This window comes from Pseudomonas sp. TE3899 (genome assembly GCF_056279105.1).
On record NZ_JBWBQR010000001.1, the window covers coordinates 3599295 to 3622134 of the forward strand.

Genomic DNA, 22840 nt, shown 5'->3' on the forward strand with positions numbered 1-22840 from the left:
GGTTTTCCTTCAAGATCGGGCGTAAGAACGCGCCGCCTCAGTTCTTCTTGGGTGGCGTCGGATTGGCGTCGAAGGTATGGGGTGGCGCGACTTGCAGAGTGGTGACGCAACCCTGCGCCGAGAGCGAGTAAGTAACTTTGGAAATCAGCCTGTCACCGTCCACTTCCAGCACCGGGTCCTTGACCTTGACCAGCGTGTTATGGCGCCACAAATCGCCATTGGTCTGGCGCCAGCCTTGCACTTGGTAGGTGGTGGTCAAGGCTTTGCCGACGCGGGTGGCGGCTTCCCAGTTGGCCCTTTGCAGCGCCAGCTCGGAGGTAATCTGCGCGCCTTCATTGATTACCGTAACCCGCTTGCGCTTGAAGCCCAGGTCGGCAGACACCGCCTCGACCTCGCTGACCGCCGCCCCGCTCTTCTGGTCATTACCTTTCTGCTGGCCAATGACCCGGTATTCGGAGAACACCTGGCTGTAATCCATCGGCGCGTTGGCCGAAAGAATGTTCTTGCCCAGTTCCAGCACATCGCTGGCGCGCCCACCGCTGCCCGGCCGGGCCAGGACCACCCGGCCCTGGGCATCGTCGGTGGAAAACACCCGGAACAACGTGAGCAAGCGGTCGATGGACTGGAACACCGTCTCCCCCGGCACGATGGTGTGACTGCCGAGCCGGGCGGTTTCCGCAATTTCACTGGCCACGTAGATCGAATACGACGACGCCAGCGCCTCGACGATGCTCAGCAACGATTGCTGATGCCATTGGTTGGGACGATTGGTCGCCGCACAATCCACCAGGTCCTGGGTTTTCGAACTGCCCTCGACGCTCAGGCTGATTTGCCGCCCGTCATAGCTGATCGGCGCCTTGAACACATACCCGGTCAGCACCAGGTCGTTGCCGATCCGCACCTCGCACGGCGCACCGGGTTGAATCCGTCGCACCAGGGTCTGCCCTGGCCATTGCCAGGTGATGTCGAGTTTGAAGGTGCGGAACTGACGCTCCAGATCGGCCGTGATCTGCACGCTTTTCCAGCCGCCATATTCCAGCCCGTCAACGGTCAGGGTGACTTTATTGTCCACTTCACTCATGGCTTACTCCCCCGAGAGTTTCAGGTCATTGGGTGGAGAGAACACCGGATGAACAATGCCGTTGCGCTGGATCACTTCCTCGACCCGCGTGGCGTCGCCCAGTTGCTTATAGGCGATGACCAGGGCCGGAAAACTCTCCTGGAACGACTTGCTGACCAGCCGGACACCCGACGACGCCACCGCCGTCAGATGCGCATTGAGCTTATGCCGCAGATCCGTCATGGCCTGATAATGCGCCGGATCCGCCTTGTTCGACGCTTGCTGGATCGCCTCATCGAGGGCCTTGCGCAAGGCCAGAACATCGTCGGCCACCGGCACGGCTTGGCGCTGCACCGGTTGCGCGGCTTGTTGCTCCAGCGACGGCGTGGACCCGAGCTTGACCACCTTCGAAGCCACCGGCATCGCGGCGACCCATTGGGCAGCCTGCACCAGCAAGGTGTCCTGCACCAGATTGGCCAAAGCCTGGGCTGCGGCGGTGGTGTCCTTGCCGGTGGTGATCTTCGGCGCATCGGCCTTGCGGATGGCTTCGACCTGTTGGGAGACGTTGGCAATCACGCCACGATAACCGTCACGGGCGAAGTCTTTCAGCTCCTTGATGTCGCCGACCAATCCCTTGAATTCGGCCGCCACTTCCTTGGGCAATTCCTTGACTGCTTTGACCAGATCGCTGATCTGCTTGTACTGATCGATCAACGGCTGCAACTGCTGTTGAACCACCGCATAGATGTCCTTGATGCTGTTGCGCAGGTCGGCAATGCCGATCCGCGCAGCCTTGATCACGGTCATCGCGTCTTCGAAACGCGCCACCGCCGAACCTAAAAAACTGTCCGCCGACACCAACAATACTTGCTGAGTGCTGACCGTCGCCGTCGGAAACGGCAGTGGTTCATCGGGGTAAAACTTCAGCGCAAAGGTCACCAGCCCGCCGTCCTGGCGGGTGTGGGTCATGTCGCATTCGCCGACCTTGACCTGCAAGCGTCCCAGCCACGGATGGACCAGTTCACCATTGCCCTGCTCCAGCGCCTTGAGCAGCTTGTCGCGCTGCTCCAGGCAATCGGGGCCGACGATGAATGCCGTCAGATCGTGGACCTTCGCCTGCTGGCCGAGTTTCTCGAAAAACGGCAGGTCGCGCTGCGGATACTCATGCAACTGACCCTTTTTGCCGACCGGGGTTTTCGCCTGATCGACCCAGAAACCGACACCTCGAAAGGACGCCGGCAATAAACGGTCACGCCAGCTCATTGGAGCCTCCCAGGGAAAGTGAGCGGTAGCCGATGCGCGAATTGAGCGCCAGCGCCGGTTGATTGGTTTGCGGCTGATCGGTGCGCAGGCCGGCCGGCGCGTTTTCGAAGCGCACGGTCAGGCCGCCTTCAAGTTGCGTGCGGTTGTTGGCGGCGGTTTGCTGGATCAGCGCGCTGGAGTTTTGTGTCAGCGAGCCCGTCAGCATCGACGGTTTTTGCGCCAGGTTTCCGGGGGCCAGTCCTGTCGTCGACGCCGGCTCGGTGCCGGCTCCAAAAAACGCCGGCGCCAGTTCACCCTTGCCTTCGGCATTGGTTTGCTTCTGGGCCTCGGCCAAACCTTCAACCTTGCCGGTAACTTTGGCGATCACCCCCGCGAAGCCGCCGTCGAACAATTCCTTGATCGGTGCGATGACCTCCTGGAGCTTTTTCCACAGACCGCTGAACCACTCGGTGATCGGTTCCCAGTTCTTGATGATTTGCCCCAGCGGCGACCACTCGAACATCCCGTGCAGGAACTCCAGCGCCGGCGCGGCCAACGCTTGCACCACGCCCCACAACGCCGAAAACACCTCGCTGATCGGTTGCCAGTTGGCCGCAATCTGGGTCATCGGCGACCACTCGAACACACTGGTGAAGAAGTCTTTAACCACCTGCGCCGAGGCTTGCAGCGCGGCCCACAGCGGATCAAAGAACGCGCTGATGGCGCCCCAGTTGTTGACGATCATGCCCAGCGGCGAATAGTCGAACAACGTGCCGAAGAAATCCTTGATCACCTGGGCCGCCGGTTGCAGGGCCGTCCAGATCGAACCGAAGAAACCGGTGATCGCGCCCCAGTTGTTGATGATCATGCCCAGCGGCGTCCAGTCGAACAGGCCCTTGAGGAAATCAATCACCGGCACCGTCAGGGCCTTGAGCAATTCCCAGATCGCCGAGAACAGACCGGTCAACCCGGCCCAGTTGTCGATGATCATCCCGAGGGGTGTCCAGGAAAACGCCGTTTTGAGGAAGCCCACCACCGACGCGGTCACCGCTTTGATGCCGTCCCAGATCCCGGAAAAGAATCCGGTAATCGGCGACCAATTGGCGATCACCATGCCCAGCGGCGTCCAGCTGAACACCGTGCTCAACACCGCCATGGCCTGCGTGGCGACGTTTTTTACGCCGTCCCAAAGGCCGGAGAAGAACGCTGAAATCGGCGTCCAGTTGGCAATGATCAAACCGGCCGCCAGCGCGACGCCCATGGCAATCAGCATGATTGGATTGGTCTTGAGCACCATGTTCATCAGGTCGAACACCTGGGTCGCACCGGTCACGGCGGTTTGCATGGCCGAGAACGCCATCGCGCCAATCGCCAGGCTTTCGACCAGTTTCGGATTGTCGTTGAGCAAACTGCCGATCCCGGTCAACAAGGGCTCAAGACCGACCACCAGGGTCGCGACCGCCGGTGCCAGCGCGGCGTCGATGGAGGTCGAGACCTTGGCCATCGATGCGCTGAAAATATTCATGCTTTGCGCAGCACTTTCGGGCGAGCCCGGCAGGTCCACCGCCTTGGTCGCTTCACCGACCTCGGCCAATTTGCCCTTGAACGCATCGGACGCCTTGATCCCGTCCACGAACGGCGTGATCACGCTACCGCCCTTGAACAAGCCGCTGATATCCAGTTTGCCGAGGCCGGCCTGTTCCAGATTTTTCTTGAAGCTGTCGACCTTTGAAACAAGGCCGGCCAGCTTGGGGGACAGTTCATCAATGCCGGTCAACAGCACCGATTTTTTTATCGTGTCTTCGTCTGCCATCACTGCACCTGCTGCATCGCATTGATCCGTTGCGCGTGCTCCAGGGATTCGCGGAGCACATCCAGTGGCCTGGCCATCATCTGTTCGGGGTCAACCTTCCAGAACCAGGCCAGGTCATAGGCGACTGCGATCAGGTCGGTGATGGCTCCGACGCCGCACTCATGAAAAAACTCGCGACGGCCCAGCTCAGCGCGTTGAGGTCAGCCAGGTCCAACTGGTTGACCGACGACGGTGGAATGCCGGCGCAGACCGCGATGTATTTGGCCGCGACGTCCATGTCCAGGCTGACTTCTTCGCTCTTGTCGATCTTGTACGGCAGCGCCTTGATCGCCCGCACTTCCTGCACCGTCGGACGGCGCAGGTTGAGTTCGGTCAGAGGCTCGCCGTGGGCTTCGATCGCAACCTGAAGCTTCACGGCGCCACTCATTGCCAGGTCCCCTTCACACCGTTGAAGACCAGCGAGATCGAGGCGTCGTCGCCCTTGGACGCCGGCTCATCGACCAGGTAAGCGCCGGCCAGCACGTAGACTTTGCCGTTGCTGAATTCGCAAGTGACGGTCATGTCCACGCCCGCCACCAGTTGCTTGAGCGGGAAGTCCGGGGTGTGCAGCGCCGTCACTTTGAACGAGGGTGCGATGTCGGTTTCCTTGTAGAAACCCGGTACGACGGTTTCGCGTTTGGTGGACATCAGTGGCGCTTCGCAGCCGCCATTGATGGTCAGTTGAGCGCCGTCCACTTTGACGTAGCAGGTGCCCGCAATCAGTTGACCCATGGTGTTTCTCCCTTCAAATAAAAAGCCCACGCGAGGTGGGCTGAAATCGCACGTTCAAACGCTGTTGTTAAGCGGCGTCGTCGTACTGCAGACGGAATTGGTTGAGCAGTGCGAACACCCGCAGGCCGTTGATGTAATCCGGCGGGAACAGCACGTTGACCCGGCTCGGGTCCTGCACGTCGCGCTCGACAATCAGGTGCTCGGCGAACAGCTCGGCGTTTTCCACGTGGCCTTCCAGTTCGAGCTTGGCGTACTGGGCAATCAGCTCACCGCGAATGGTGCTCGGGGTGACGATTGGCTGGCCGGCGCCGAAACGGGTGCCGTCGGAGGCCAATTTGTGGCGCCCGTATTTGCTGGTGATCACGCTTTGCAGACGACGCACGATGAACGCCGACTGGTGCATGGTTTCGCTGTCCAGGTAGGAGTTATCGGCCTGGCCGTAAGCGTTCTTCTGGTAGGTGGTGATCGAGCGCTGGATGCGCACGTAGCCGCCTTCGTAGTAGGCGGTGGCGATGCCGTAGTTGAGCAACGACTGACGCTCAGTCAGCGTGAAGCGCTCGCTGGCCGGCGCCGGGTCGAGACCTGGCAGGCTGCCGCTTTGGGTCGGACGGCTGGCGTCAGCCGAGATGAATACCGACGTGCGCGCGGCCAATGCAGCAGCCTGGACCCAGAACGGTTGCGGCACACCCGGTTCCAGCGCCTGGATGGTCATGTGCTGGTCGTTACGCGCCTGGCCCGCAGCCACCAACGTACCGATGGTGCCGCGCTTGGCGCTGTAGACGTGACCGAACAATTGCTTGGCCCAGGACCAACGACCGGTGCTGTCATCCATGACGGCTTGCCAGGTGTTGAGGGTGTTCAGGTCCGAGAACGGCATGCAGATGAACTCGAACGGTTCATCGCCCAGTGCCGCAACGGCAGCCACTTGATCCGGTACACCGACACCGCCGGTCATGGCGGTCACAGCCGAGGTCAGGCCGGCCGGGGTTTCTTCGCCGTTGCTCTTGCCCAGGCGATTGAATTGCAGGCTGATGTCGTTGCCGCTGTCGCCGGTCCATTTGGCGCTCAGGGTCACGATGCCGTCGGCCGCAACAGCGGACACCGGCAGGTCGGCAGAGGCGTTGATTTTCAGCGCCAGTGCGCTGGCCGCCTGGGCCGCCGTGAAACCGCTGACGATGGCCGCTTGAACGCGAACACCGCCGACGTACAGGTTGAGCACACCGCTCTGGGTCGCGGCACCGGTCAGGGTCACCACACCTTTGGCAATGCTGCCCGTGGTGTTGTGCAGCGGCAGGCACCAGATCTCGCCGATCGGGTCGGTCTTGCGCCAGGTTTCGTACATCGAGGCCAGCATCGAGCCTTGGCCGCCAATGCTTTTGGCCAGCGCAACGCTGGACACCAGCACCAGTTTGCCGACGTCGGCCGGGGCGATGTTGTCGTTGACCTGAGCGACGATCAACCGGCGCATGGCCGACGACGCGCTATTGGCCGCCGAATTGTCCATCTCGGCATAGAACAGCGGAACACGAATGTCCGCGGGGATGTTGCTGAATCCGATCGCCATTATTTGGCTCCCTGTGGTTTGGCCGCTTTCACGGCTTTGGTAGTGATATCGCCATCGGCCAGACGTCGACGCCACCAGGCGTTGTCCGGCACTTCACGGCCCTCTAGGGGCAACAGATCGCCCGCTTCCGGGTCCGGCACGACACGGCCTGGGGCCGGCAGCACGGTGATGCGTTTGCTCATGGGGTTACATCTCCAGAGAAAGTCATTTCCAGGCGCCCGTCGGGGCCTGGGCGTTTCAGATTGGGGTCGGCCGGATCGATCGCATCGACCCGCACCGTGACCCCGGTAAAGGACGACAAACCGTCCAGTTCACGCTCGTGCCAACTCTCTGCCGGTTGGTTTGGCAGGTTGCGGCCGAGCTGGAATTCGGCAAAAAAGCGCAGGCGATACAACGCGCGGCTGGCGTTGATGGAAAGCAATTCACCGCCGTCGTATTCGATGGCGTCGTAGTCCGTGCCAGGCTTGAAACCCACCAGCGCCCGCCACAGCTCGGCGCGCAGGTCGTGCAACAGATCCAGCGCTTTTGTAGCGTCCGTGGTGTCGAGCACCAGGGTCACTTCGAAGCGGTCGCGGATCGGTTGCAGCATCAGGTTTTGCGCGAGGCTTTTGCTGGCGACATCGGCGAGGGGGACGATGTAGGCGCAGGGGGTGGTGAGGGGGGTGTTGGCTTGCAGGGAGGCGAGGTCGATGCCGGCCGCGATGCGATTGGCCAGGGTTGGGCATTGATCGCGTAGTTGTGCGACCAGGGGGGTGATTTTCATGGGTATTCACCGGGCAATAAAAAACCGCCAATTGGCGGGGCGGGTTTGAAAAAAGTAGCCCCGCTATCACGCAGGGCAAAGATCAGCAGTAATTAATTAAACGTCCTGAGAGGACGCTCAGACGCACCTGTACTTTTGCAAGTCGCCGGTCGTATTTGCCACAACAAAAGTCGCTCAACATGCTTGATCTCCTTTTCAAATATCCCGTGTTATCCCTTTACTCAGCATTCTTGTTGTTGGATGGCACGTCACAAACACCAATCCGCTTCGCCGCCCAGCGCTCATAAAGCCCAATAGCCACGTCCGCCCCGGCCATCGCCGTCAGGCAGCCAAACGCACACGCGGTCCAGATCGACACACCGGCGGCGTACAGCAACATGATCGCGGACACCCCGCAGATCACGCAGGCTCCGGAGCGCAGCGCCAGGCGCCGCAGCAGCGCCCAGCCTTTGGCGCCTTCCTTGTCGGCGCGCCACATTTCGCCGGACACCCCGCCCACCAGGGCGAGGACGATGACAAGCCAGATCGGCATGTCCAGCAACGCTTGTTGCTCGTTTGTCATGTCACGCCTCCTGGGGGGGCTTGATAAATCAATGAGGGGTTCAGTAATGAAGCGGTTAAATCAGTAACCCGATGTCTCAACATCTGTCCTCTTGTTGCCAACCCTTAAAGAACGCACTGAATGCGTGTTGCACGTCCCTTTTCCACAGCAATACAACCCGCTCACACTGAGTGAGCGAGTTGTACGATTGGTTGATTCAAGTAGGGCAATGACTCGTCGAGGCAAGGGTTCAAAACGAGTTCAACAAGCCGCTCAGATTTTCCAGGTCCAGATATCAAAGGTTTTGAAGGAAGAACCGTCGATCAGGCGGATTGGACGGTAGGTCGGCTGATACCCGAATCGGGCCCAGACTGGCGTCTCTTTAACGATGGAGAATCCACCGTTGGGTTGCAGACGCAGAACGGTGCCTGGTTGACCCGCTGTGCCGGAATTCCACAAAGGGACATTGTTAGCGGCATAAACAACGAAGTTGCCATCCGCCTGAACGACAGCCTGAACCGCTCCTTTGTTCTGCGTGTAACTGGCCCAACGAATGCTCCAGTTCGGACCGTACACAACAACGTTCCCGTCACCCTGGAAAATCAGGGCGCTGTCACCGGAAAAATAGGGAATACCCCTGGCAATCTCATTCGGCCCACCGATCACCACCGAAGAGTTGGCGCCAGCAATGAGCGGGATAGACGGGGTGCCGTTCCAGATGGCCTGAGAGTCAAGAAGTACAATATTCCCGTCATCCTGCAATACAAGGTGAGTCCGGTTCCACTGGTCCTCACTGGTAAAGGTGGAGTTGTTGGACAACCAAGTGCGCTTGCGAACCGGATCATCCAGAAACGCGCCATATTGGATGTAGAACTGTGGCGCCACGTTGTAACGCAGTGGAACGGTTGAACTGTAAGGCTGTGCCTCATTAGCCACCCATACAACTACGCCATTATCCTGCAGGACCAGATTGCCATCAGCCTGAAGCAACAGCTTGAATCGGCCGTTCGGCGAGAGGAGAAATTGACCAGCCGTCATTGTCTGGTAAGCGGGGAGAATCGAAGTGCCGCTACCTTGAAACGGAGTACGTGTACGTCCTGCCATTTGATCACCTATAAAGTCGAATGATTTTTTGCGGAGGATTCCGCTTTCATGTCGCTCATAGGCGATCGCTCGAGGCTCGCAGCCTTCTCATGATTCAACGTCCCACAGCGGGAACACTTGATCTGGAGTTCGGTGTACTCACCCACTCGGGCGAGTAGTCGTTTGCAATGTCCACACCTGCAATCTCTCAACATCTTCAATGCCTTTTGATTTTTGCCGGATCCTTCCTCTTGCCCGGGCGACGCCGAGACTTGAAATGCCTGACGGTCGGTAGGCATTCCAAAAAGCCCGGTCATTAGCCGGGCTTTTCAATAATGCACCCCTGCTTTCGTCTGCGGTGCCTTTCTTAAGGGCGTTCAGGCCACACGATGGTTAGCGGATAACCCGACTGTTTATTGACCTCGCTGAAAGCAACGCAGTACCGCGTGTAAGCCAGCAAGTACGCCTGATCGGCCTCAGTGGCGAGCCCCAGGTCGACCTTGGCAAGCAATGCAGTGGTAGTAACGCTGTTGATAACTTTGTCGAGCCGCGCAGCTCGCTCACGGCGCAGTTGGTTGCCCAGTTCGGACTGCCAGTAAGGGGAACCGTCGAAACTCCAGACGCCATTGGTGTTGACGGCCTTATAGGAGTAATCAACCAGGGTATCGCCGATCACTTCGACCCAGAACTGATCAGCCGGAAACTCTTCGGTGATGGGATTGTTGGTTTCATAGATGTTGTCGACCAGGTCATCAACAATGCGTGCGTACTTTTTCATTTGCATATCCTTATGGGTTGCCGGTAAACGGCAGACGTGATCTGCCTGTGTCAGGTAGGCATTCCAAAAAGCCCGGCGATTAACCGGGCTTTTCAGTAATGCGGTCCTTCGCCTTCCCTTTAATCCTGTGTGCAAAAAAGGAAGCTGACTTTTCGGCGCTACTGGCGCGGTACGAGTCCATTCAAATTGTTTTTCCGACCGCGGTCCCTGCCCGCCGGATAACTGCTTCTGGTGCTTTACGCTGCACACCCGGGTCAGTTGCCAACCCTCTGAACCGTTGAGGCCGGTTCATCGCTGCCTTTGTGGTGGAACTAAAGAGCTTCGTTTCGAGCTGCTTTGTTGAGCGGCTTGAGACAAGAATATGCATGGATGCATATACAGTCAATGCATAAATGCATTTATTTATGCGCAACAAATGCACAAGCGCATGGAAGCCCCGCCAGCCAAGGCGTTGGCCGTTTTCGACAGGCGAAAAAAAACCCGCCGGGTGGCGGGTTTTATCTGACAGCGGTTGGGTTAGCGGGCGTACATGCCCCACCAGAATACGTGACCGAGGATGACGATCTGCTCTTCCTGGATTTCCTGGAAGGTGTAGTCCTCGTCCGGATGCTCGTCGCGATTGAAGCTGCGCAGGCGGATACCGGTGGGCAGGCGATAAAGCTGTTTCACCCGCAGTTGGCCGTTATGGTTGATGGCGTACAGGTCGCCATCGACGATGTCGCCAATCCCGCATTTACCGGCATTCACGCCGACGGTGGCGCCATCGCGCAGGACAGGCAACATGCTGTTGCCCCGTACCGTCACGCACTTGGCCTGGTCGAACTGCACGCCGTTGTGACGCAGACTGCGCTTGCCGAAGCGCAAGCTGGAGCGCTCGCTTTCTTCGATGACGAATCTTCCTGATCCAGCAGCCAATTCAACCTCGCGAAGAAAGGGGACCGACACCTCGTCGTCATCGACGGGGGTATCGTCGTCCCACAAGCTTATGTCCTTGAGTTCGGAATGTATGGACTCGCGCCCCGCACCGGCGGCCGGCGCGACATCCGCGCGCCCGCGCAATTGATCGGTGCTCACGGCGAAGTACTCGGCGATTTTCGAGATGTGCTTATCCGAAGGATCGACGATCTTCCCGCTGAGAATGCGCGAGAGTGTGGATTGAGGCACGCCGGTGCGACGGTGAAGCTCCGTAGGGGAGATCCCGTGCTGATCGAGCAGCGCTCTTAAGACTGAAGAAACATTGCGTTTTTGCATAACGCGAATAGTGCTTGAACTTTTCCCGGAAAACAAATGCATAATTGCATAAATAGCGCATAAAACGTCAATAAAAGCGCAATGGGTCTTGGGCCTTTCATGCCTGCGTCCGGCAGACCGCTCATGTTAACCTTGCGCCCATCGCGGAAAAGCCGGGCCGATGCCCCTCCTTTGCCCTACACCTTTCAACGAGTTTTCCTGATTTCCGATGAATAAAGCTATCTCCGATCTGTCCTCACACACGCCGATGATGCAGCAATACTGGCGCCTGAAGAATCAGCACCCCGACCAGCTGATGTTCTACCGCATGGGTGACTTCTACGAGATCTTCTATGAAGACGCGAAGAAGGCCGCCAAGTTGCTGGACATCACCCTGACGGCCCGTGGGCAGTCGGCGGGCCAGGCGATTCCGATGTGTGGGATTCCTTACCACGCCGCCGAAGGTTACCTGGCGAAACTGGTCAAGCTCGGCGAGTCGGTGGTGATCTGTGAGCAGGTCGGCGATCCGGCCACCAGCAAGGGGCCGGTGGATCGTCAGGTGGTGCGGATCATCACCCCGGGTACGGTCAGTGATGAGGCGTTACTGGATGAGCGTCGGGACAACCTGATTGCGGCGGTGCTGGGTGACGAGCGTCTGTTCGGTCTGGCCGTGCTGGACATCACCAGCGGCAACTTCACCGTGCTGGAAATCAAGGGCTGGGAAAACCTGCTGGCGGAGCTGGAGCGGGTCAACCCGGTAGAGCTGATGATCCCGGATGACTGGCCGAAGGATCTGCCGGCGGAAAAACGCCGTGGGGTTCGTCGTCGGGCGCCGTGGGATTTTGAGCGCGATACGGCGCTGAAAAGTCTCTGCCAACAATTCTCGACCCAAGACCTTAAAGGCTTTGGCTGCGAGAACCTGACCCTGGCCATCGGCGCCGCCGGTTGCTTGCTCAGCTACGCCAAGGAAACCCAGCGCACCGCCCTGCCGCACTTGCGCAGTTTGCGTCATGAACGCCTGGACGACACCGTGGTGCTGGACGGCGCGAGCCGTCGCAACCTGGAACTGGACACCAACCTGGCCGGTGGGCGCGAGAACACCTTGCAATCGGTGGTCGATCGCTGCCAGACCGCCATGGGCAGCCGCTTGCTGACCCGTTGGTTGAACCGTCCGTTGCGGGACTTGACCGTGCTGCTGGCGCGTCAGACGTCGATCACTTGCCTGCTCGACGGCTACCGTTTCGAAAAGCTGCAACCACAGCTCAAGGAAATCGGCGACATCGAGCGGATTCTGGCGCGGATCGGTTTGCGTAACGCCCGTCCTCGCGACTTGGCGCGTCTGCGCGATGCGCTCGGCGCACTGCCCGAGCTGCAAGTGGCGATGACCGAGCTCGAAGCCCCGCACATCATCCAACTGGCCGCGACCACCAGCACCTACCCGGAACTGGCGGCGTTGCTGGAAAAAGCCATTATTGACAACCCGCCGGCGGTCATCCGTGACGGCGGTGTGTTGAAAACCGGCTACGACGCCGAGCTCGACGACCTGCAATCGCTCAGCGAAAACGCCGGGCAGTTCCTGATCGACCTCGAAGCACGCGAAAAGGCTCGCACTGGCCTGTCGCATCTGAAAGTCGGCTACAACCGCATTCACGGTTACTTCATCGAGTTGCCGAGCAAACAGGCCGAGTCGGCGCCGGCGGACTACATCCGTCGCCAGACGCTCAAGGGCGCCGAGCGCTTTATCACGCCGGAACTGAAGGCGTTTGAAGACAAGGCGCTGTCAGCCAAGAGCCGTGCCCTGGCCCGCGAGAAGATGCTCTACGAAGCGCTGCTCGAAGACCTGATTTCACAATTGCCGCCGTTGCAGGACACCGCCGCCGCCCTGGCTGAGCTGGACGTGCTGAGCAACCTCGCCGAACGCGCACTGAACCTCGACCTGAACTGCCCGCGCTTCGTCGACGAGCCGTGCATGCGCATCAGCCAGGGTCGTCACCCTGTGGTCGAGCAAGTGCTGAGCACGCCGTTCGTGGCCAACGACCTGAGCCTCGACGACAACACCCGCATGCTGGTGATCACCGGTCCGAACATGGGCGGTAAATCCACCTACATGCGTCAGACCGCATTGATCGTGTTGCTGGCGCACATCGGCAGTTTCGTGCCGGCGGCCAGTTGCGAATTGTCGCTGGTGGATCGCATCTTCACCCGGATCGGTTCCAGCGACGATTTGGCGGGCGGTCGCTCGACGTTCATGGTCGAGATGAGCGAGACCGCGAACATCCTGCACAACGCCACCGAACGCAGCCTGGTGCTGATGGACGAAGTCGGACGCGGTACGAGCACCTTCGACGGTCTGTCCCTGGCCTGGGCCGCCGCCGAGCGTCTGGCGCACCTGCGCGCCTACACGTTGTTCGCGACCCACTACTTCGAACTGACCGTGTTGCCGGAAGCCCAGCCACTGGTGGCCAACGTGCATCTGAACGCCACCGAGCACAACGAACGCATCGTGTTCCTGCACCACGTGCTGCCGGGACCCGCCAGCCAAAGCTACGGCCTGGCCGTTGCGCAGTTGGCCGGTGTGCCGAGCGAAGTGATCGTGCGTGCTCGCGAGCACCTGGGTCGCCTGGAAGCCACCGCCCTGCCCCACGAAGTTCCGAAGCCCGTCAAAGGCAAACCGGCCGCGCCGCAGCAGAGCGACATGTTCGCCAGCCTGCCGCATCCGGTGCTGGACGAACTGGCCAAACTGGACCTGGACGATATGAGTCCGCGTCGCGCACTCGAAATGCTCTATACACTAAAGACACGGATCTAACGCACTTGCCTGCAAGCTGTTAGAATCTCGCGCGGTTTGGGATGCTGCTGGTTCATAGCCTGGCCAGCAGACTATCGCTCCCGAACCTGGCGACCCCAACGTGAAGGGGCTCCGCTGCCGCCGCCTGAGGAGAAAATTAGAAATGACCTTCGTCGTCACCGACAACTGCATCAAGTGCAAGTACACCGACTGCGTAGAAGTCTGTCCGGTGGACTGCTTTTACGAAGGCCCGAACTTCCTGGTGATTCACCCGGATGAGTGCATCGACTGCGCACTGTGCGAACCAGAATGCCCGGCCGTGGCTATCTTCTCCGAAGATGAAGTCCCGGAAGAGATGCAGGAATTCATTCAGCTGAACGTTGAGCTCGCCGAAATCTGGCCGAACATCACCGAGAAGAAAGAATCGATGCCCGATGCCGAAGAGTGGGATGGCGTCAAAGGCAAGATCAAAGACCTCGAACGCTGATTGACCCCGCGTTCTTGAAAAGGCCCCTCGCGGGCCTTTTTGTTTTTCTGCAGGCAAAAAAAAGGGCGGTTTGACCCGCCCACATATTTCCCTATTCCCTGTATTCCTTTTCATCGTCCTGATGAATCGCGTCCTGCGATGTCCTTTCCCCTCATCCTTGAAGGGCGTGTCTATCCGTCGACACACCCCAGATACTAGAGAATTCCCCGGCATGAGCAACCGCCCTTCACGGCTGAAACGGCTTGTCATATGCTCGAAACAAAACAAAATAACCTTATAAAACAGTAATTTAAATTCGTGCCGCAGACAAAATAGACAACTGCCAACCTGTAAAAATAACGAACACTTACGAAAGAGTAAGCAAAGTCTTACAGCGCGAGTCTACGAACCCGAGATTTCTACCAGACAGCAAAAAGCCCCGAACCAGTCGGGGCTTTTGGGTGCCGTTGAGTGAATGCCTTATTGAAACAGCGACTCACTCGACAGGCCGTTCTTCTCGAGAATCTCTCGAAGTCGCTTAAGGCCTTCCACCTGGATTTGCCTGACCCGCTCCCGGGTCAAACCGATCTCCAGGCCTACATCTTCGAGCGTACTGCTCTCGTGACCGCGCAGGCCGAAGCGGCGTATGACCACCTCGCGTTGCTTGTCGGTCAACTCCGAGAGCCACTGATCGATGCTCTGGGACAGGTCATCGTCCTGCAGCAGTTCGCATGGATCGGTTGGACGATCGTCGGTTAGGGTGTCCAGCAGGGTTTTATCCGAATCCGGACCCAGCGAGACGTCGACCGAAGAAACCCGCTCGTTCAGGCCCAGCATGCGCTTGACCTCGCCTACCGGTTTTTCCAGCAGGTTGGCGATTTCTTCGGGTGAGGGTTCGTGATCGAGCTTTTGCGTCAGTTCCCGTGCAGCCCGCAGGTACACGTTGAGCTCTTTGACCACATGGATCGGCAACCGGATGGTCCGGGTCTGATTCATGATCGCGCGCTCGATGGTCTGACGAATCCACCAGGTTGCGTAGGTCGAAAAGCGAAAGCCGCGCTCGGGGTCGAACTTTTCCACGGCCCGGATCAGCCCGAGGTTGCCCTCTTCGATCAGGTCCAGCAGCGACAAGCCACGATTGACGTAACGTCGGGCGATTTTCACCACCAGCCGCAGGTTACTTTCGATCATGCGCTTGCGCCCGGCCGGATCGCCACTTTGCGACAAGCGCGCAAAATGAACTTCTTCTTCCGGAGAGAGCAGTGGTGAAAAGCCGATTTCATTGAGGTACAGCTGCGTGGCATCGAGTGCCCGCGTGTAGTCGATGTACTTGTGTTGCTTTAGCGAAGCGGAGTGTTTGGATTTGGCACGAACGGAAGGTGGAGCAGCCCCTTCATCATTCGACATCGAATCCGTAGCGATGCCGGTCTCCATAAGGAGAACCTCATCGTCGATGTCAAACTCCGGCACTTCTTTACTGAGAGCCATTGTTATAGTCCTTTGGTGAGTTCGACCCCAAGCTCAAGCGGCGCCTTTATCCTTGGCAACGCTGGAGCCTGTCCCCTCTACGTGACGGAACAGGCTGACAACAAATCAACGACGTGGCAGGAATTGCAGCGGATCTACAGGTTTACCTTGTCGGCGAATCTCAAAATGCAGTTTCACCCGGTCTGTTCCCGTTGACCCCATTTCGGCAATTGTCTGTCCGACTTTGACCTGCTGCCCCTCCCGAACCAACAGCCTGCGGTTATGTCCGTAGGCACTGACGTAGGTGTCGCTGTGTTTGATGATGACTAATTCGCCGTAGCCCCTTAAGCCACTCCCGGCGTATACCACCGTCCCATCAGACGCAGCTAAAACAGGCTGTCCCAAATCCCCGGCGATATCAATTCCTTTATTCAAACTACCGTTTGAAGAGAATTTTCCAATTAATATGCCATTAGAAGGCCACCCCCAGCCGGTCGGGGCCGGGCCTGCAGGAGGCAGTGGTGCGGGTGCCGGCTTGTTCGCGACGGACGGTGCAACCACCGCTGTACTGGTCGTTACGCCATTCGGCTGGCGCCGGATTACCGTGGTTTTCAGCGACGATGAAGGCGTTGAATTTGCCGAACTGACGACCGCCGTCGGCGTTGAACCGGTACGACCATCGAAGCGAATCGTCTGACCCGGATGGATCGTGTAGGGCGTAGGAATATTGTTCCGGGCGGCGAGGGCTTTGTAGTCCCAACCGTAGCGAAAAGCGATGGAGAACAGGGTGTCTTTAGGTCGAACGACATACTGACCCGTGGTCACTGCCGGACGCTGGGCGACGCTGTTGTTGCGATCCACTACGCCGACGGTGCTCGACTTGGTGCTGGAGCAACCGACCAGCAACGTGCTCAGGACAAGGCCAGTCACCAGGCGCTGAAAGCTTGTTGTACCCATACGCTGCGCAATGACTGTGAGACTCACCCGCCGCTCCCTTTGTGGTGGCTGAAAATGTGGATTGCCGTGTTCCGGCACGAAATGTCGCAAGTATAACGGGCTGTACAGGCTTTACCTTTAATGAAGCGAATTCGCTTCGCGCACACGTTTGCTGTCTGACGATGAAATCCGTTTAACAGATCGATGCCGCTGTAAGACACGGCCGATCGAAGAGAATTCAGCGCATGAAAACAAATGCTCAGGCCAGCGGCCCATTGAGCAACGGCACGAAGCGCACTGCCCCCAGGACGCGCCTGGAAAAGCCCTGTTCTTCACGGATGATCAGCATCAATTGCTGGACCTCACCGGAGCCAACCGGGATCACCAGGCGTCCGCCCGGTGCCAACTGATCGAGCAGCGCCTGGGGCACATCGGTGGCAACGGCCGTCACAATAATGCCGTTATACGGTGCCAGTGCCGGCCAGCCTTCCCAGCCATCGCCCCAACGAAACACCACGTTGCGCAGGTTCAGCTCGACCAGGCGTTCCTTGGCCCGATCTTGCAACACCTTGATGCGCTCCACGGAAAACACCCGCTCCACCAGTTGCGACAGCACGGCGGTCTGGTAACCCGAACCGGTGCCGATTTCCATCACCTTGTCCAGTGGACCGGCTTCCAGCAGCAGCTCGCTCATGCGCGCCACCATATAAGGCTGGGAGATGGTCTGGTTGTTGCCGATCGGCAGCGCGGTGTCTTCATAGGCGCGGTGCGCCAGCGCCTCGTCGACGAACAGGTGACGCGGTGTACGGCGGATGACTTCCAGCACCTTGGCGTTGGAGATCCCCTCTTCATACAGCCGCTGAATCAGGCGCTCGCGGGTCCGTTGGGAGGTCATCCCGATGCCGCGACGCAGCATATCGTCTTGTTCACGAGACATTAACGCAGCCCCTCCAGCCAGCCATCGAGACTTCTGAAGGCATCATTGAAGGTGCGATCCAGTTGTAGTGGAGTGATTGAGACATAGCCCTGCATCACCGCATGAAAATCGGTACCCGGACCGCCGTCTTCCGCATCCCCTGAGGCGGCAATCCAGTAGCCGGACTTGCCCCGTGGATCGACGACTTTTATTGGCGCCGCCGCGCGGGCGCGATGCCCGAGGCGGGTCAACTGAATACCGCGGATGTGGTCCAGCGGCAGGTTCGGAATATTCACGTTCAGCACCGTGCGCGGTGGCAGCTGGAGGTCAGCATGGGCTTCGACCAGTTTGCGCGCAAAGTAGGCGGCTGTGGGAAGGTTCTCTATTTGCCGTGAGACCAACGAAAAGGCAAACGAAGGTCGCTCCAGGAAGCGCCCTTCAAGGGCCGCCGCCACGGTACCGGAATACAGCACGTCGTCCCCCAGGTTAGCGCCCAGGTTGATCCCGGAAACCACCATGTCCGGTTCGCGCTCCAGCAAGCCGTTGAGGCCCAGGTGCACGCAATCAGTGGGTGTGCCGTTGAGGCTGATAAAGCCGTTGGCCAGGGTTTGCGGGTGCAACGGACGGTCGAGCGTCAGCGAACTGCTGGCGCCGCTTTTGTCCTGGTCCGGGGCGATAACCACGCACTCGGTGAAATCCGCCAGCGCAGCATAAAGCGCGGCGAGACCGGGTGCGGTTACCCCATCGTCGTTAGAAATCAGAATACGCATGGGCTGTCCGTCTGCCCCACCGGCACCAGATCGACAAGTTCACGCACCAATACGGTGGCGAAGCATCCGGCCGGGAGGACGAATTCCAGTTGCAGAATGTCAGGCTCGGGATAATGCCACGTCAACCCACCAATGGGCAGCCGCAGGATGCGACGTTCGTGGCTCATACCGGCGTTAATCAACCAATCGCGCAAGTCTGCTTCGCGGCTGGCGATTGCCTGCTCCAGTTCATGGACAGCGCCCGTGGTCGGCGAGTCACCTTCGCCCCACTGCGGGCCGGTCGGATGCAGGTCAAGAATCGCCAGGCGCGGATCGCTGCACTCAGCCTCACCGGCCGGAAAGAAACTGCGACTGTCGGTGAAAGCCAACAGATCGCCAACCTGGGCGCGCTGCCAACTGCCATCGGCGACACGCGCCGCCAGCACCTGGTTGAACAGAAAACTGCGGGCGGTAGAGAGCAGGCGCGAACGCACGTTGCGCTGTTCCGGCAACGCCTTGCGCGCCGCCCAGGCCCGGGCATCGACCACGTTGCCGCCATCAAACCCGAAACGCTGGGCACCGAAATAATTCGGAATACCTTTTTGGGCGATCAGTTGCAGACGCTCTTCGATTGCCGCCTTGTCACCGGCAAATTGGGTCAGGCGCAAGGTGAAGCCGTTGGCCGAATGGGCACCGCGTTGCAGCTTGCGTTTGTGTCGGCCGGTCTTGAGGATTTTCAGTGTGTCGTTTTCCGCCGCCGACAGATCAGGATCGGCCTTGCCCGGCAGTTGTACGCTGAACCACTGGCGGGTCAGCGCCTGACGGTCCTTGAGGCCCGCGTAACTGACGGTGCGCAACGGCACGCCGGCCGCTTTTGCAATCCGGCGTGCGGCTTCTTCGGTATTCAGACCGCGTTTTTCCACCCAGATCCACAGGTGTTCGCCGTCGCCACTCAAGGGAATGTTGAGGACTTCGTCGACCTGAAAATCTTCCGCCGTGGCTTTCAGTATCGCGGTGCCGAGCGCGTCGCCATAGGCGCGCGGGCCGAGCAGTTGCAGTTCGTTCATGCGCGCAGCAACAAGGCAACGGAATGCACGGCAATGCCTTCTTCGCGACCGACAAAGCCAAGCTTCTCGGTGGTGGTAGCTTTCACGTTCACTTGATCCAACTCAACTTGAAGATCCGCGGCAATCAGCGCGCGCATCGATTCGATATGCGGGGCCATTTTCGGCGCCTGGGCGACGATGGTGTTATCGACGTTGCCGATTTTCCAGCCCTTGGCATGGATCAGTGCGACGACGTGACGCAACAGCACACGGCTGTCGGCGCCCTTGAATGTCGGGTCGGTGTCCGGGAAGTGCTTGCCTATATCACCCAGCGCCGCGGCGCCGAGCAAGGCATCGCTCAAGGCGTGCAGCAGGACGTCACCGTCGGAGTGAGCGAGCAGCCCGAAGCCGTGTGCAATGCGCACGCCGCCCAGAGTAATGAAATCGCCTTCAGCGAAACGGTGCACATCATAGCCGTGGCCAATACGCATAAAAAAACGCCCCGATTTTTGTCAGGGCGTGATTCTACCTGCATTAGGCGCCTAGGGCGCGTGCGTGATGCTGCAAGTGGTCGTCAATGAAGCTGGCGATGAAGAAATAGCTGTGGTCGTAGCCCGGTTGCAGGCGCAACGTCAGCGGATGACCAGCCAGTTTGGCCGCTTGTTGCAGGGCTTCAGGCTTGAGCTGGGTGGCGAGGAAATCGTCGCGATCGCCTTGATCGATCAGCAGCGGCAGTTGCTCATCGGCCTCGGCGATCAGGGCGCAGGCATCCCATTCGCGCCACTTCGAGCGGTCCTCCCCGAGATAACGGGAGAACGCCTTCTGTCCCCACGGGCAATCCATCGGGTTGTTGATCGGCGAAAATGCCGACACCGACTGATAACGCCCCGGATTGCGCAGCGCGCAGACCAAGGCCCCATGACCGCCCATGGAGTGGCCGCTGATGCCGCGCTTGTCCGACGCCGGGAAATGCGCCTCGACCAATGCCGGCAATTCCTGCACGACATAGTCATGCATCCGATAGTGCCGGGACCACGGTTCCTGCGTGGCATTCAGATAGAAGCCGGCGCCGAGACCGAAGTCCCAGGCGCCGTCCGGATCACCCGGCACATCGGCACCACGCGGACTGGTGTCCGGCGCAACGATGATCAGCCCAAGCTCGGCGGCCATGCGCAGGGCGCCGGCCTTGTGCATAAAGTTCTCGTCGGTGCAGGTCAGGCCGGACAACCAATACAGCACCGGCAGCTTGCCACCCTGCTCCGCTTGCGGCGGCAGGTACACGGCGAACACCATGTCGCAGCCGAGCACATCGGAACGGTGACGGTAGCGTTTGTGCCAGCCGCCGAAGCTTTTCTGGCACGAGATGTTTTCCAAAGTCATGGGAATGCTCCCAGCTTCAAGCCCCAAGCTTCAAGCTGCTAGAGGAGGCAGAGGCCCACGCTCTTGCAGCTTGAAACTTCCAACTTGGCGCTGCTCTTAAAAATGAATGACGGAACGGATGCTCTTGCCTTCATGCATCAAGTCAAACGCCTTGTTGATATCTTCCAGGCCCATGGTGTGGGTGATGAAGGTATCCAGCGGGATCTCGCCGGTTTCGGCCATTTCGACGTAGCTTGGCAACTCGGTACGACCGCGCACGCCGCCGAACGCCGAACCGCGCCAGACGCGACCGGTGACCAGTTGGAACGGACGGGTGGAAATCTCCTGGCCGGCACCGGCCACGCCGATAATCACCGACTCGCCCCAACCCTTGTGGCAGCACTCAAGGGCCGCACGCATCAATTGCACGTTGCCGATGCACTCGAAGGAAAAGTCGACACCGCCATCGGTCATGTCGACGATCACTTCCTGGATCGGACGGTCGAAGTCTTTCGGGTTCACGCAATCGGTTGCACCCAACTGCTTGGCGATCTCGAATTTGGCAGGATTGATGTCGATGGCGATGATGCGTGCAGCCTTGGCTTTGACCGCACCGATCACCGCCGACAGACCGATGCCGCCGAGGCCGAAAATGGCCACGGTATCGCCCGGTTTTACCTTGGCAGTATTGAGCACCGCGCCGATGCCGGTGGTGACACCGCAGCCCAGCAGGCAGACTTTTTCCAGGGGCGCTTCTTTGGCGATCTTGGCCACGGAGATTTCCGGCAACACGGTGTACTCGGAAAACGTCGAGGTGCCCATGTAGTGGAAAATCGGCTGGCCCTTGTAGGAAAAGCGCGAAGTGCCATCTGGCATCAGGCCTTTGCCCTGGGTGGCGCGAATCGCCTGGCAGAGGTTGGTTTTGCCCGACAGGCAGAATTTGCACTGGCGGCATTCCGGGGTGTACAGCGGAATCACGTGATCGCCGACGGCGACCGAGGTCACGCCTTCGCCAATGGCTTCAACCACGGCACCGCCTTCATGGCCGAGGATCGACGGGAAGATGCCTTCCGGGTCAGCACCGGACAAGGTATAGGCATCGGTGTGGCAAACACCGGAAGCGACGACGCGCAGCAGGACTTCACCGGCCTTCGGCATGGCGACATCGACTTCAACGATCTCGAGGGGTTTCTTGGCCTCGAAGGCAACGGCGGCGCGCGACTTGATCATGCTGACTCTCCAGTGAATAAAAACGAGACAAGGAGTGTAATACACCGCCGTACGATGAATAATCGGGGCAAATGCAAAATATTATTGCCGTACAGGGATAATCCTAAATGTCCGAAAACCGCTGGGAAGGGATCGACGAGTTCGTCGCCGTCGCCGAGTGCAGCCAATTCACCGCGGCGGCGGAGCGTCTTGGGGTTTCGTCCTCCCATGTCAGTCGACAAATCGTACGCCTGGAAGAACGCCTTCAGACGCGACTGCTGTATCGCAGCACCCGTCGAGTCACCCTGACCGAGGCCGGGCAAACCTTCCTGCAACATTGCCAGCGTTTGCAGGACGGACGAGAAGAAGCGTTGCGTGCGGTCGGTGACCTGACCAGCGAACCCAAGGGCATGCTGCGCATGACCTGCGCCGTGGCGTATGGCGAACGCTTCATTGTGCCGCTGGTGACCCGATTCATGGGCCTCTATCCACAATTGCGTATCGACATTGAACTGAGCAACCGTCAGCTCGATCTGGTGCACGAAGGCCTGGATCTGGCGATCCGCCTCGGTCGCCTGCAAGACTCACGACTGGTCGCGACACGCCTGGCACCGCGACGCATGTATTTGTGCGCGTCCCCGTCCTACCTGGAACGGTACGGTCGCCCACACAGCTTGTCGGAATTGAACCGGCACAATTGCCTCATCGGCAGTTCGGACCTGTGGCAACTGGAGCAGAACGGGCGGGAATTTTCGCAACGGGTGCAGGGAAACTGGCGCTGCAACAGTGGGCAAGCGGTGTTGGATGCGGCGCTGCAGGGGGTCGGGCTGTGTCAGTTGCCGGATTATTACGTGCTGGAGCATCTGCACAGCGGCGCGTTGATTTCATTACTGGAGGCGCATCAACCGCCGAACACAGCGGTGTGGGCGCTGTATCCACAGCAACGGCACTTGTCGCCGAAGGTGCGCAAGTTGGTGGATTATTTGAAGGAAGGGTTGGCTGAGCGGCCGGAGTATCGGAATTGAGGGTTTGAAGATCTAAAGATCGCAGCCTTCGGCA

24 protein-coding genes are annotated in these 22840 nt (G+C 59.3%); 3 read left to right on the forward strand and 21 right to left on the reverse strand.

Features of this window, described 5'->3' with window-relative positions:
* Positions 1–37 precede the first annotated feature (37 nt).
* The 13 genes from ACZ89E_RS16550 to ACZ89E_RS16610 all read right to left on the reverse strand — a co-directional run bounded on the left by ACZ89E_RS16550 (position 38) and on the right by ACZ89E_RS16610 (position 10866).
* On the reverse strand, positions 38–1081 hold the full coding sequence (locus ACZ89E_RS16550; RefSeq protein ID WP_476256071.1) for a phage baseplate assembly protein: 1044 nt from the start codon (positions 1079–1081) through the stop codon (positions 38–40).
* Positions 1082–1084: 3 nt separating this feature from the next.
* Positions 1085–2323, reverse strand: a complete 1239-nt coding sequence (locus ACZ89E_RS16555) for a DNA circularization protein (protein ID WP_476256072.1) — start codon at positions 2321–2323, stop codon at positions 1085–1087.
* Positions 2310–4115: a phage tail protein gene (locus ACZ89E_RS16560; protein WP_476256073.1), complete on the reverse strand. Its 1806-nt coding sequence runs from the start codon at positions 4113–4115 to the stop codon at positions 2310–2312. The genes ACZ89E_RS16555 and ACZ89E_RS16560 overlap by 14 nt, the downstream gene beginning before the upstream one ends.
* 130 nt (positions 4116–4245) lie before the next feature.
* Positions 4246–4542, reverse strand: a complete 297-nt coding sequence (locus ACZ89E_RS16565) for a phage tail assembly protein (RefSeq protein WP_054047093.1) — start codon at positions 4540–4542, stop codon at positions 4246–4248.
* A complete protein-coding gene (locus ACZ89E_RS16570; RefSeq protein WP_123511965.1) occupies positions 4539–4886 on the reverse strand; it encodes a phage tail tube protein in 348 nt (115 codons plus the stop codon). Before ACZ89E_RS16570 ends, ACZ89E_RS16565 begins: the two co-directional genes overlap by 4 nt.
* Before the next feature lie 67 nt (positions 4887–4953).
* Entirely contained in the window at positions 4954–6450 is a 1497-nt protein-coding gene (locus tag ACZ89E_RS16575) for a phage tail sheath subtilisin-like domain-containing protein (RefSeq protein WP_476256074.1), read from the reverse strand.
* Positions 6450–6632 carry a DUF2635 domain-containing protein gene (locus tag ACZ89E_RS16580; RefSeq protein WP_007907211.1) on the reverse strand — a complete coding sequence of 61 codons (183 nt, stop codon included), beginning with the start codon at positions 6630–6632 and terminating at the stop codon, positions 6450–6452. The genes ACZ89E_RS16575 and ACZ89E_RS16580 overlap by 1 nt, the downstream gene beginning before the upstream one ends.
* The gene (locus ACZ89E_RS16585; RefSeq protein WP_463259537.1) at positions 6629–7213 is read right to left on the reverse strand and encodes a phage tail terminator protein; all 585 of its coding nucleotides are present in this window, start codon (positions 7211–7213) and stop codon (positions 6629–6631) included. Before ACZ89E_RS16585 ends, ACZ89E_RS16580 begins: the two co-directional genes overlap by 4 nt.
* Before the next feature lie 217 nt (positions 7214–7430).
* Positions 7431–7775 (reverse strand): phage holin family protein, encoded by a 345-nt coding sequence (locus ACZ89E_RS16590; protein WP_429513815.1) that lies wholly within the window; start codon positions 7773–7775, stop codon positions 7431–7433.
* A 252-nt stretch (positions 7776–8027) separates the two neighbouring features.
* Complete coding sequence (locus tag ACZ89E_RS16595) at positions 8028–8858, reverse strand: putidacin L1 family lectin-like bacteriocin (RefSeq protein WP_149657360.1); 831 nt, start codon at positions 8856–8858, stop codon at positions 8028–8030.
* Between the two features lie 8 nt (positions 8859–8866).
* Positions 8867–9052 carry a Com family DNA-binding transcriptional regulator gene (locus ACZ89E_RS16600; RefSeq protein ID WP_463260571.1) on the reverse strand — a complete coding sequence of 62 codons (186 nt, stop codon included), beginning with the start codon at positions 9050–9052 and terminating at the stop codon, positions 8867–8869.
* Positions 9053–9204: 152 nt separating this feature from the next.
* Positions 9205–9615 carry a tail fiber assembly protein gene (locus tag ACZ89E_RS16605; RefSeq protein ID WP_476256075.1) on the reverse strand — a complete coding sequence of 137 codons (411 nt, stop codon included), beginning with the start codon at positions 9613–9615 and terminating at the stop codon, positions 9205–9207.
* 516 nt (positions 9616–10131) lie between these two features.
* A complete protein-coding gene (locus tag ACZ89E_RS16610; RefSeq protein ID WP_149657362.1) occupies positions 10132–10866 on the reverse strand; it encodes a LexA family transcriptional regulator in 735 nt (244 codons plus the stop codon).
* Between the two features lie 220 nt (positions 10867–11086).
* Between ACZ89E_RS16610 and mutS the strand changes: the two genes are divergently transcribed.
* Both mutS and fdxA read left to right on the forward strand, forming a co-directional pair.
* The gene (gene mutS / locus ACZ89E_RS16615) at positions 11087–13654 is read left to right on the forward strand and encodes a DNA mismatch repair protein MutS (RefSeq protein ID WP_178129017.1); all 2568 of its coding nucleotides are present in this window, start codon (positions 11087–11089) and stop codon (positions 13652–13654) included.
* A 142-nt stretch (positions 13655–13796) separates the two neighbouring features.
* On the forward strand, positions 13797–14120 hold the full coding sequence (fdxA, locus tag ACZ89E_RS16620; protein WP_054047139.1) for a ferredoxin FdxA: 324 nt from the start codon (positions 13797–13799) through the stop codon (positions 14118–14120).
* 459 nt (positions 14121–14579) lie between these two features.
* Here fdxA and rpoS read toward each other — a convergent pair whose 3' ends face one another.
* The 8 genes from rpoS to ACZ89E_RS16660 form a co-directional block, all read right to left on the reverse strand.
* Positions 14580–15587: an RNA polymerase sigma factor RpoS gene (gene rpoS / locus ACZ89E_RS16625; protein ID WP_054047143.1), complete on the reverse strand. Its 1008-nt coding sequence runs from the start codon at positions 15585–15587 to the stop codon at positions 14580–14582.
* A gap of 105 nt (positions 15588–15692) precedes the next feature.
* A complete protein-coding gene (locus ACZ89E_RS16630; protein WP_476256076.1) occupies positions 15693–16550 on the reverse strand; it encodes a peptidoglycan DD-metalloendopeptidase family protein in 858 nt (285 codons plus the stop codon).
* 211 nt (positions 16551–16761) lie between these two features.
* Complete coding sequence (locus tag ACZ89E_RS16635) at positions 16762–17397, reverse strand: protein-L-isoaspartate(D-aspartate) O-methyltransferase (protein WP_173860469.1); 636 nt, start codon at positions 17395–17397, stop codon at positions 16762–16764.
* A 41-nt stretch (positions 17398–17438) separates the two neighbouring features.
* The gene (gene surE, locus ACZ89E_RS16640) at positions 17439–18188 is read right to left on the reverse strand and encodes a 5'/3'-nucleotidase SurE (protein WP_463259535.1); all 750 of its coding nucleotides are present in this window, start codon (positions 18186–18188) and stop codon (positions 17439–17441) included.
* Positions 18176–19234, reverse strand: a complete 1059-nt coding sequence (truD, locus tag ACZ89E_RS16645; protein WP_476256077.1) for a tRNA pseudouridine(13) synthase TruD — start codon at positions 19232–19234, stop codon at positions 18176–18178. The genes surE and truD overlap by 13 nt, the downstream gene beginning before the upstream one ends.
* A complete protein-coding gene (gene ispF / locus ACZ89E_RS16650; protein ID WP_054047151.1) occupies positions 19231–19704 on the reverse strand; it encodes a 2-C-methyl-D-erythritol 2,4-cyclodiphosphate synthase in 474 nt (157 codons plus the stop codon). The genes truD and ispF overlap by 4 nt, the downstream gene beginning before the upstream one ends.
* A gap of 43 nt (positions 19705–19747) precedes the next feature.
* The gene (gene fghA, locus ACZ89E_RS16655) at positions 19748–20593 is read right to left on the reverse strand and encodes an S-formylglutathione hydrolase (RefSeq protein WP_476256078.1); all 846 of its coding nucleotides are present in this window, start codon (positions 20591–20593) and stop codon (positions 19748–19750) included.
* Positions 20594–20689: 96 nt separating this feature from the next.
* Entirely contained in the window at positions 20690–21802 is a 1113-nt protein-coding gene (locus ACZ89E_RS16660) for an S-(hydroxymethyl)glutathione dehydrogenase/class III alcohol dehydrogenase (RefSeq protein WP_027924991.1), read from the reverse strand.
* A 107-nt stretch (positions 21803–21909) separates the two neighbouring features.
* Here ACZ89E_RS16660 and ACZ89E_RS16665 point away from each other — a divergent pair, with 107 nt between their 5' ends.
* Entirely contained in the window at positions 21910–22806 is an 897-nt protein-coding gene (locus tag ACZ89E_RS16665) for a LysR family transcriptional regulator (RefSeq protein WP_149657367.1), read from the forward strand.
* The last annotated feature ends 34 nt before the right edge of the window (positions 22807–22840 follow it).

Bases quoted from the DNA above. Each gene is read 5' to 3' on its own strand.
- ACZ89E_RS16610 (WP_149657362.1), bottom strand. From the start codon at position 10,866: ATGCAAAAACGCAATGTTTCTTCAGTCTTAAGAGCGCTGCTCGATCAG.
- ACZ89E_RS16590 (WP_429513815.1), bottom strand. From the start codon at position 7,775: ATGACAAACGAGCAACAAGCGTTGCTGGACATGCCGATCTGGCTTGTC.
- ACZ89E_RS16565 (WP_054047093.1), bottom strand. From the start codon at position 4,542: ATGAGTGGCGCCGTGAAGCTTCAGGTTGCGATCGAAGCCCACGGCGAG.
- rpoS (WP_054047143.1), bottom strand. From the start codon at position 15,587: ATGGCTCTCAGTAAAGAAGTGCCGGAGTTTGACATCGACGATGAGGTT.
- ACZ89E_RS16575 (WP_476256074.1), bottom strand. From the start codon at position 6,450: ATGGCGATCGGATTCAGCAACATCCCCGCGGACATTCGTGTTCCGCTG.
- ACZ89E_RS16585 (WP_463259537.1), bottom strand. From the start codon at position 7,213: ATGAAAATCACCCCCCTGGTCGCACAACTACGCGATCAATGCCCAACC.
- ACZ89E_RS16570 (WP_123511965.1), bottom strand. From the start codon at position 4,886: ATGGGTCAACTGATTGCGGGCACCTGCTACGTCAAAGTGGACGGCGCT.
- surE (WP_463259535.1), bottom strand. From the start codon at position 18,188: ATGCGTATTCTGATTTCTAACGACGATGGGGTAACCGCACCCGGTCTC.
- ACZ89E_RS16560 (WP_476256073.1), bottom strand. From the start codon at position 4,115: ATGGCAGACGAAGACACGATAAAAAAATCGGTGCTGTTGACCGGCATT.
- ACZ89E_RS16635 (WP_173860469.1), bottom strand. From the start codon at position 17,397: ATGACCTCCCAACGGACCCGCGAGCGCCTGATTCAGCGGCTGTATGAA.
- ACZ89E_RS16580 (WP_007907211.1), bottom strand. From the start codon at position 6,632: ATGAGCAAACGCATCACCGTGCTGCCGGCCCCAGGCCGTGTCGTGCCG.
- ACZ89E_RS16550 (WP_476256071.1), bottom strand. From the start codon at position 1,081: ATGAGTGAAGTGGACAATAAAGTCACCCTGACCGTTGACGGGCTGGAA.
- ACZ89E_RS16600 (WP_463260571.1), bottom strand. From the start codon at position 9,052: ATGTTGAGAGATTGCAGGTGTGGACATTGCAAACGACTACTCGCCCGA.
- ACZ89E_RS16555 (WP_476256072.1), bottom strand. From the start codon at position 2,323: ATGAGCTGGCGTGACCGTTTATTGCCGGCGTCCTTTCGAGGTGTCGGT.
- ACZ89E_RS16595 (WP_149657360.1), bottom strand. From the start codon at position 8,858: ATGGCAGGACGTACACGTACTCCGTTTCAAGGTAGCGGCACTTCGATT.
- ACZ89E_RS16660 (WP_027924991.1), bottom strand. From the start codon at position 21,802: ATGATCAAGTCGCGCGCCGCCGTTGCCTTCGAGGCCAAGAAACCCCTC.
- ACZ89E_RS16605 (WP_476256075.1), bottom strand. From the start codon at position 9,615: ATGAAAAAGTACGCACGCATTGTTGATGACCTGGTCGACAACATCTAT.
- fdxA (WP_054047139.1), top strand. From the start codon at position 13,797: ATGACCTTCGTCGTCACCGACAACTGCATCAAGTGCAAGTACACCGAC.
- ACZ89E_RS16665 (WP_149657367.1), top strand. From the start codon at position 21,910: ATGTCCGAAAACCGCTGGGAAGGGATCGACGAGTTCGTCGCCGTCGCC.
- ispF (WP_054047151.1), bottom strand. From the start codon at position 19,704: ATGCGTATTGGCCACGGCTATGATGTGCACCGTTTCGCTGAAGGCGAT.
- truD (WP_476256077.1), bottom strand. From the start codon at position 19,234: ATGAACGAACTGCAACTGCTCGGCCCGCGCGCCTATGGCGACGCGCTC.
- fghA (WP_476256078.1), bottom strand. From the start codon at position 20,593: ATGACTTTGGAAAACATCTCGTGCCAGAAAAGCTTCGGCGGCTGGCAC.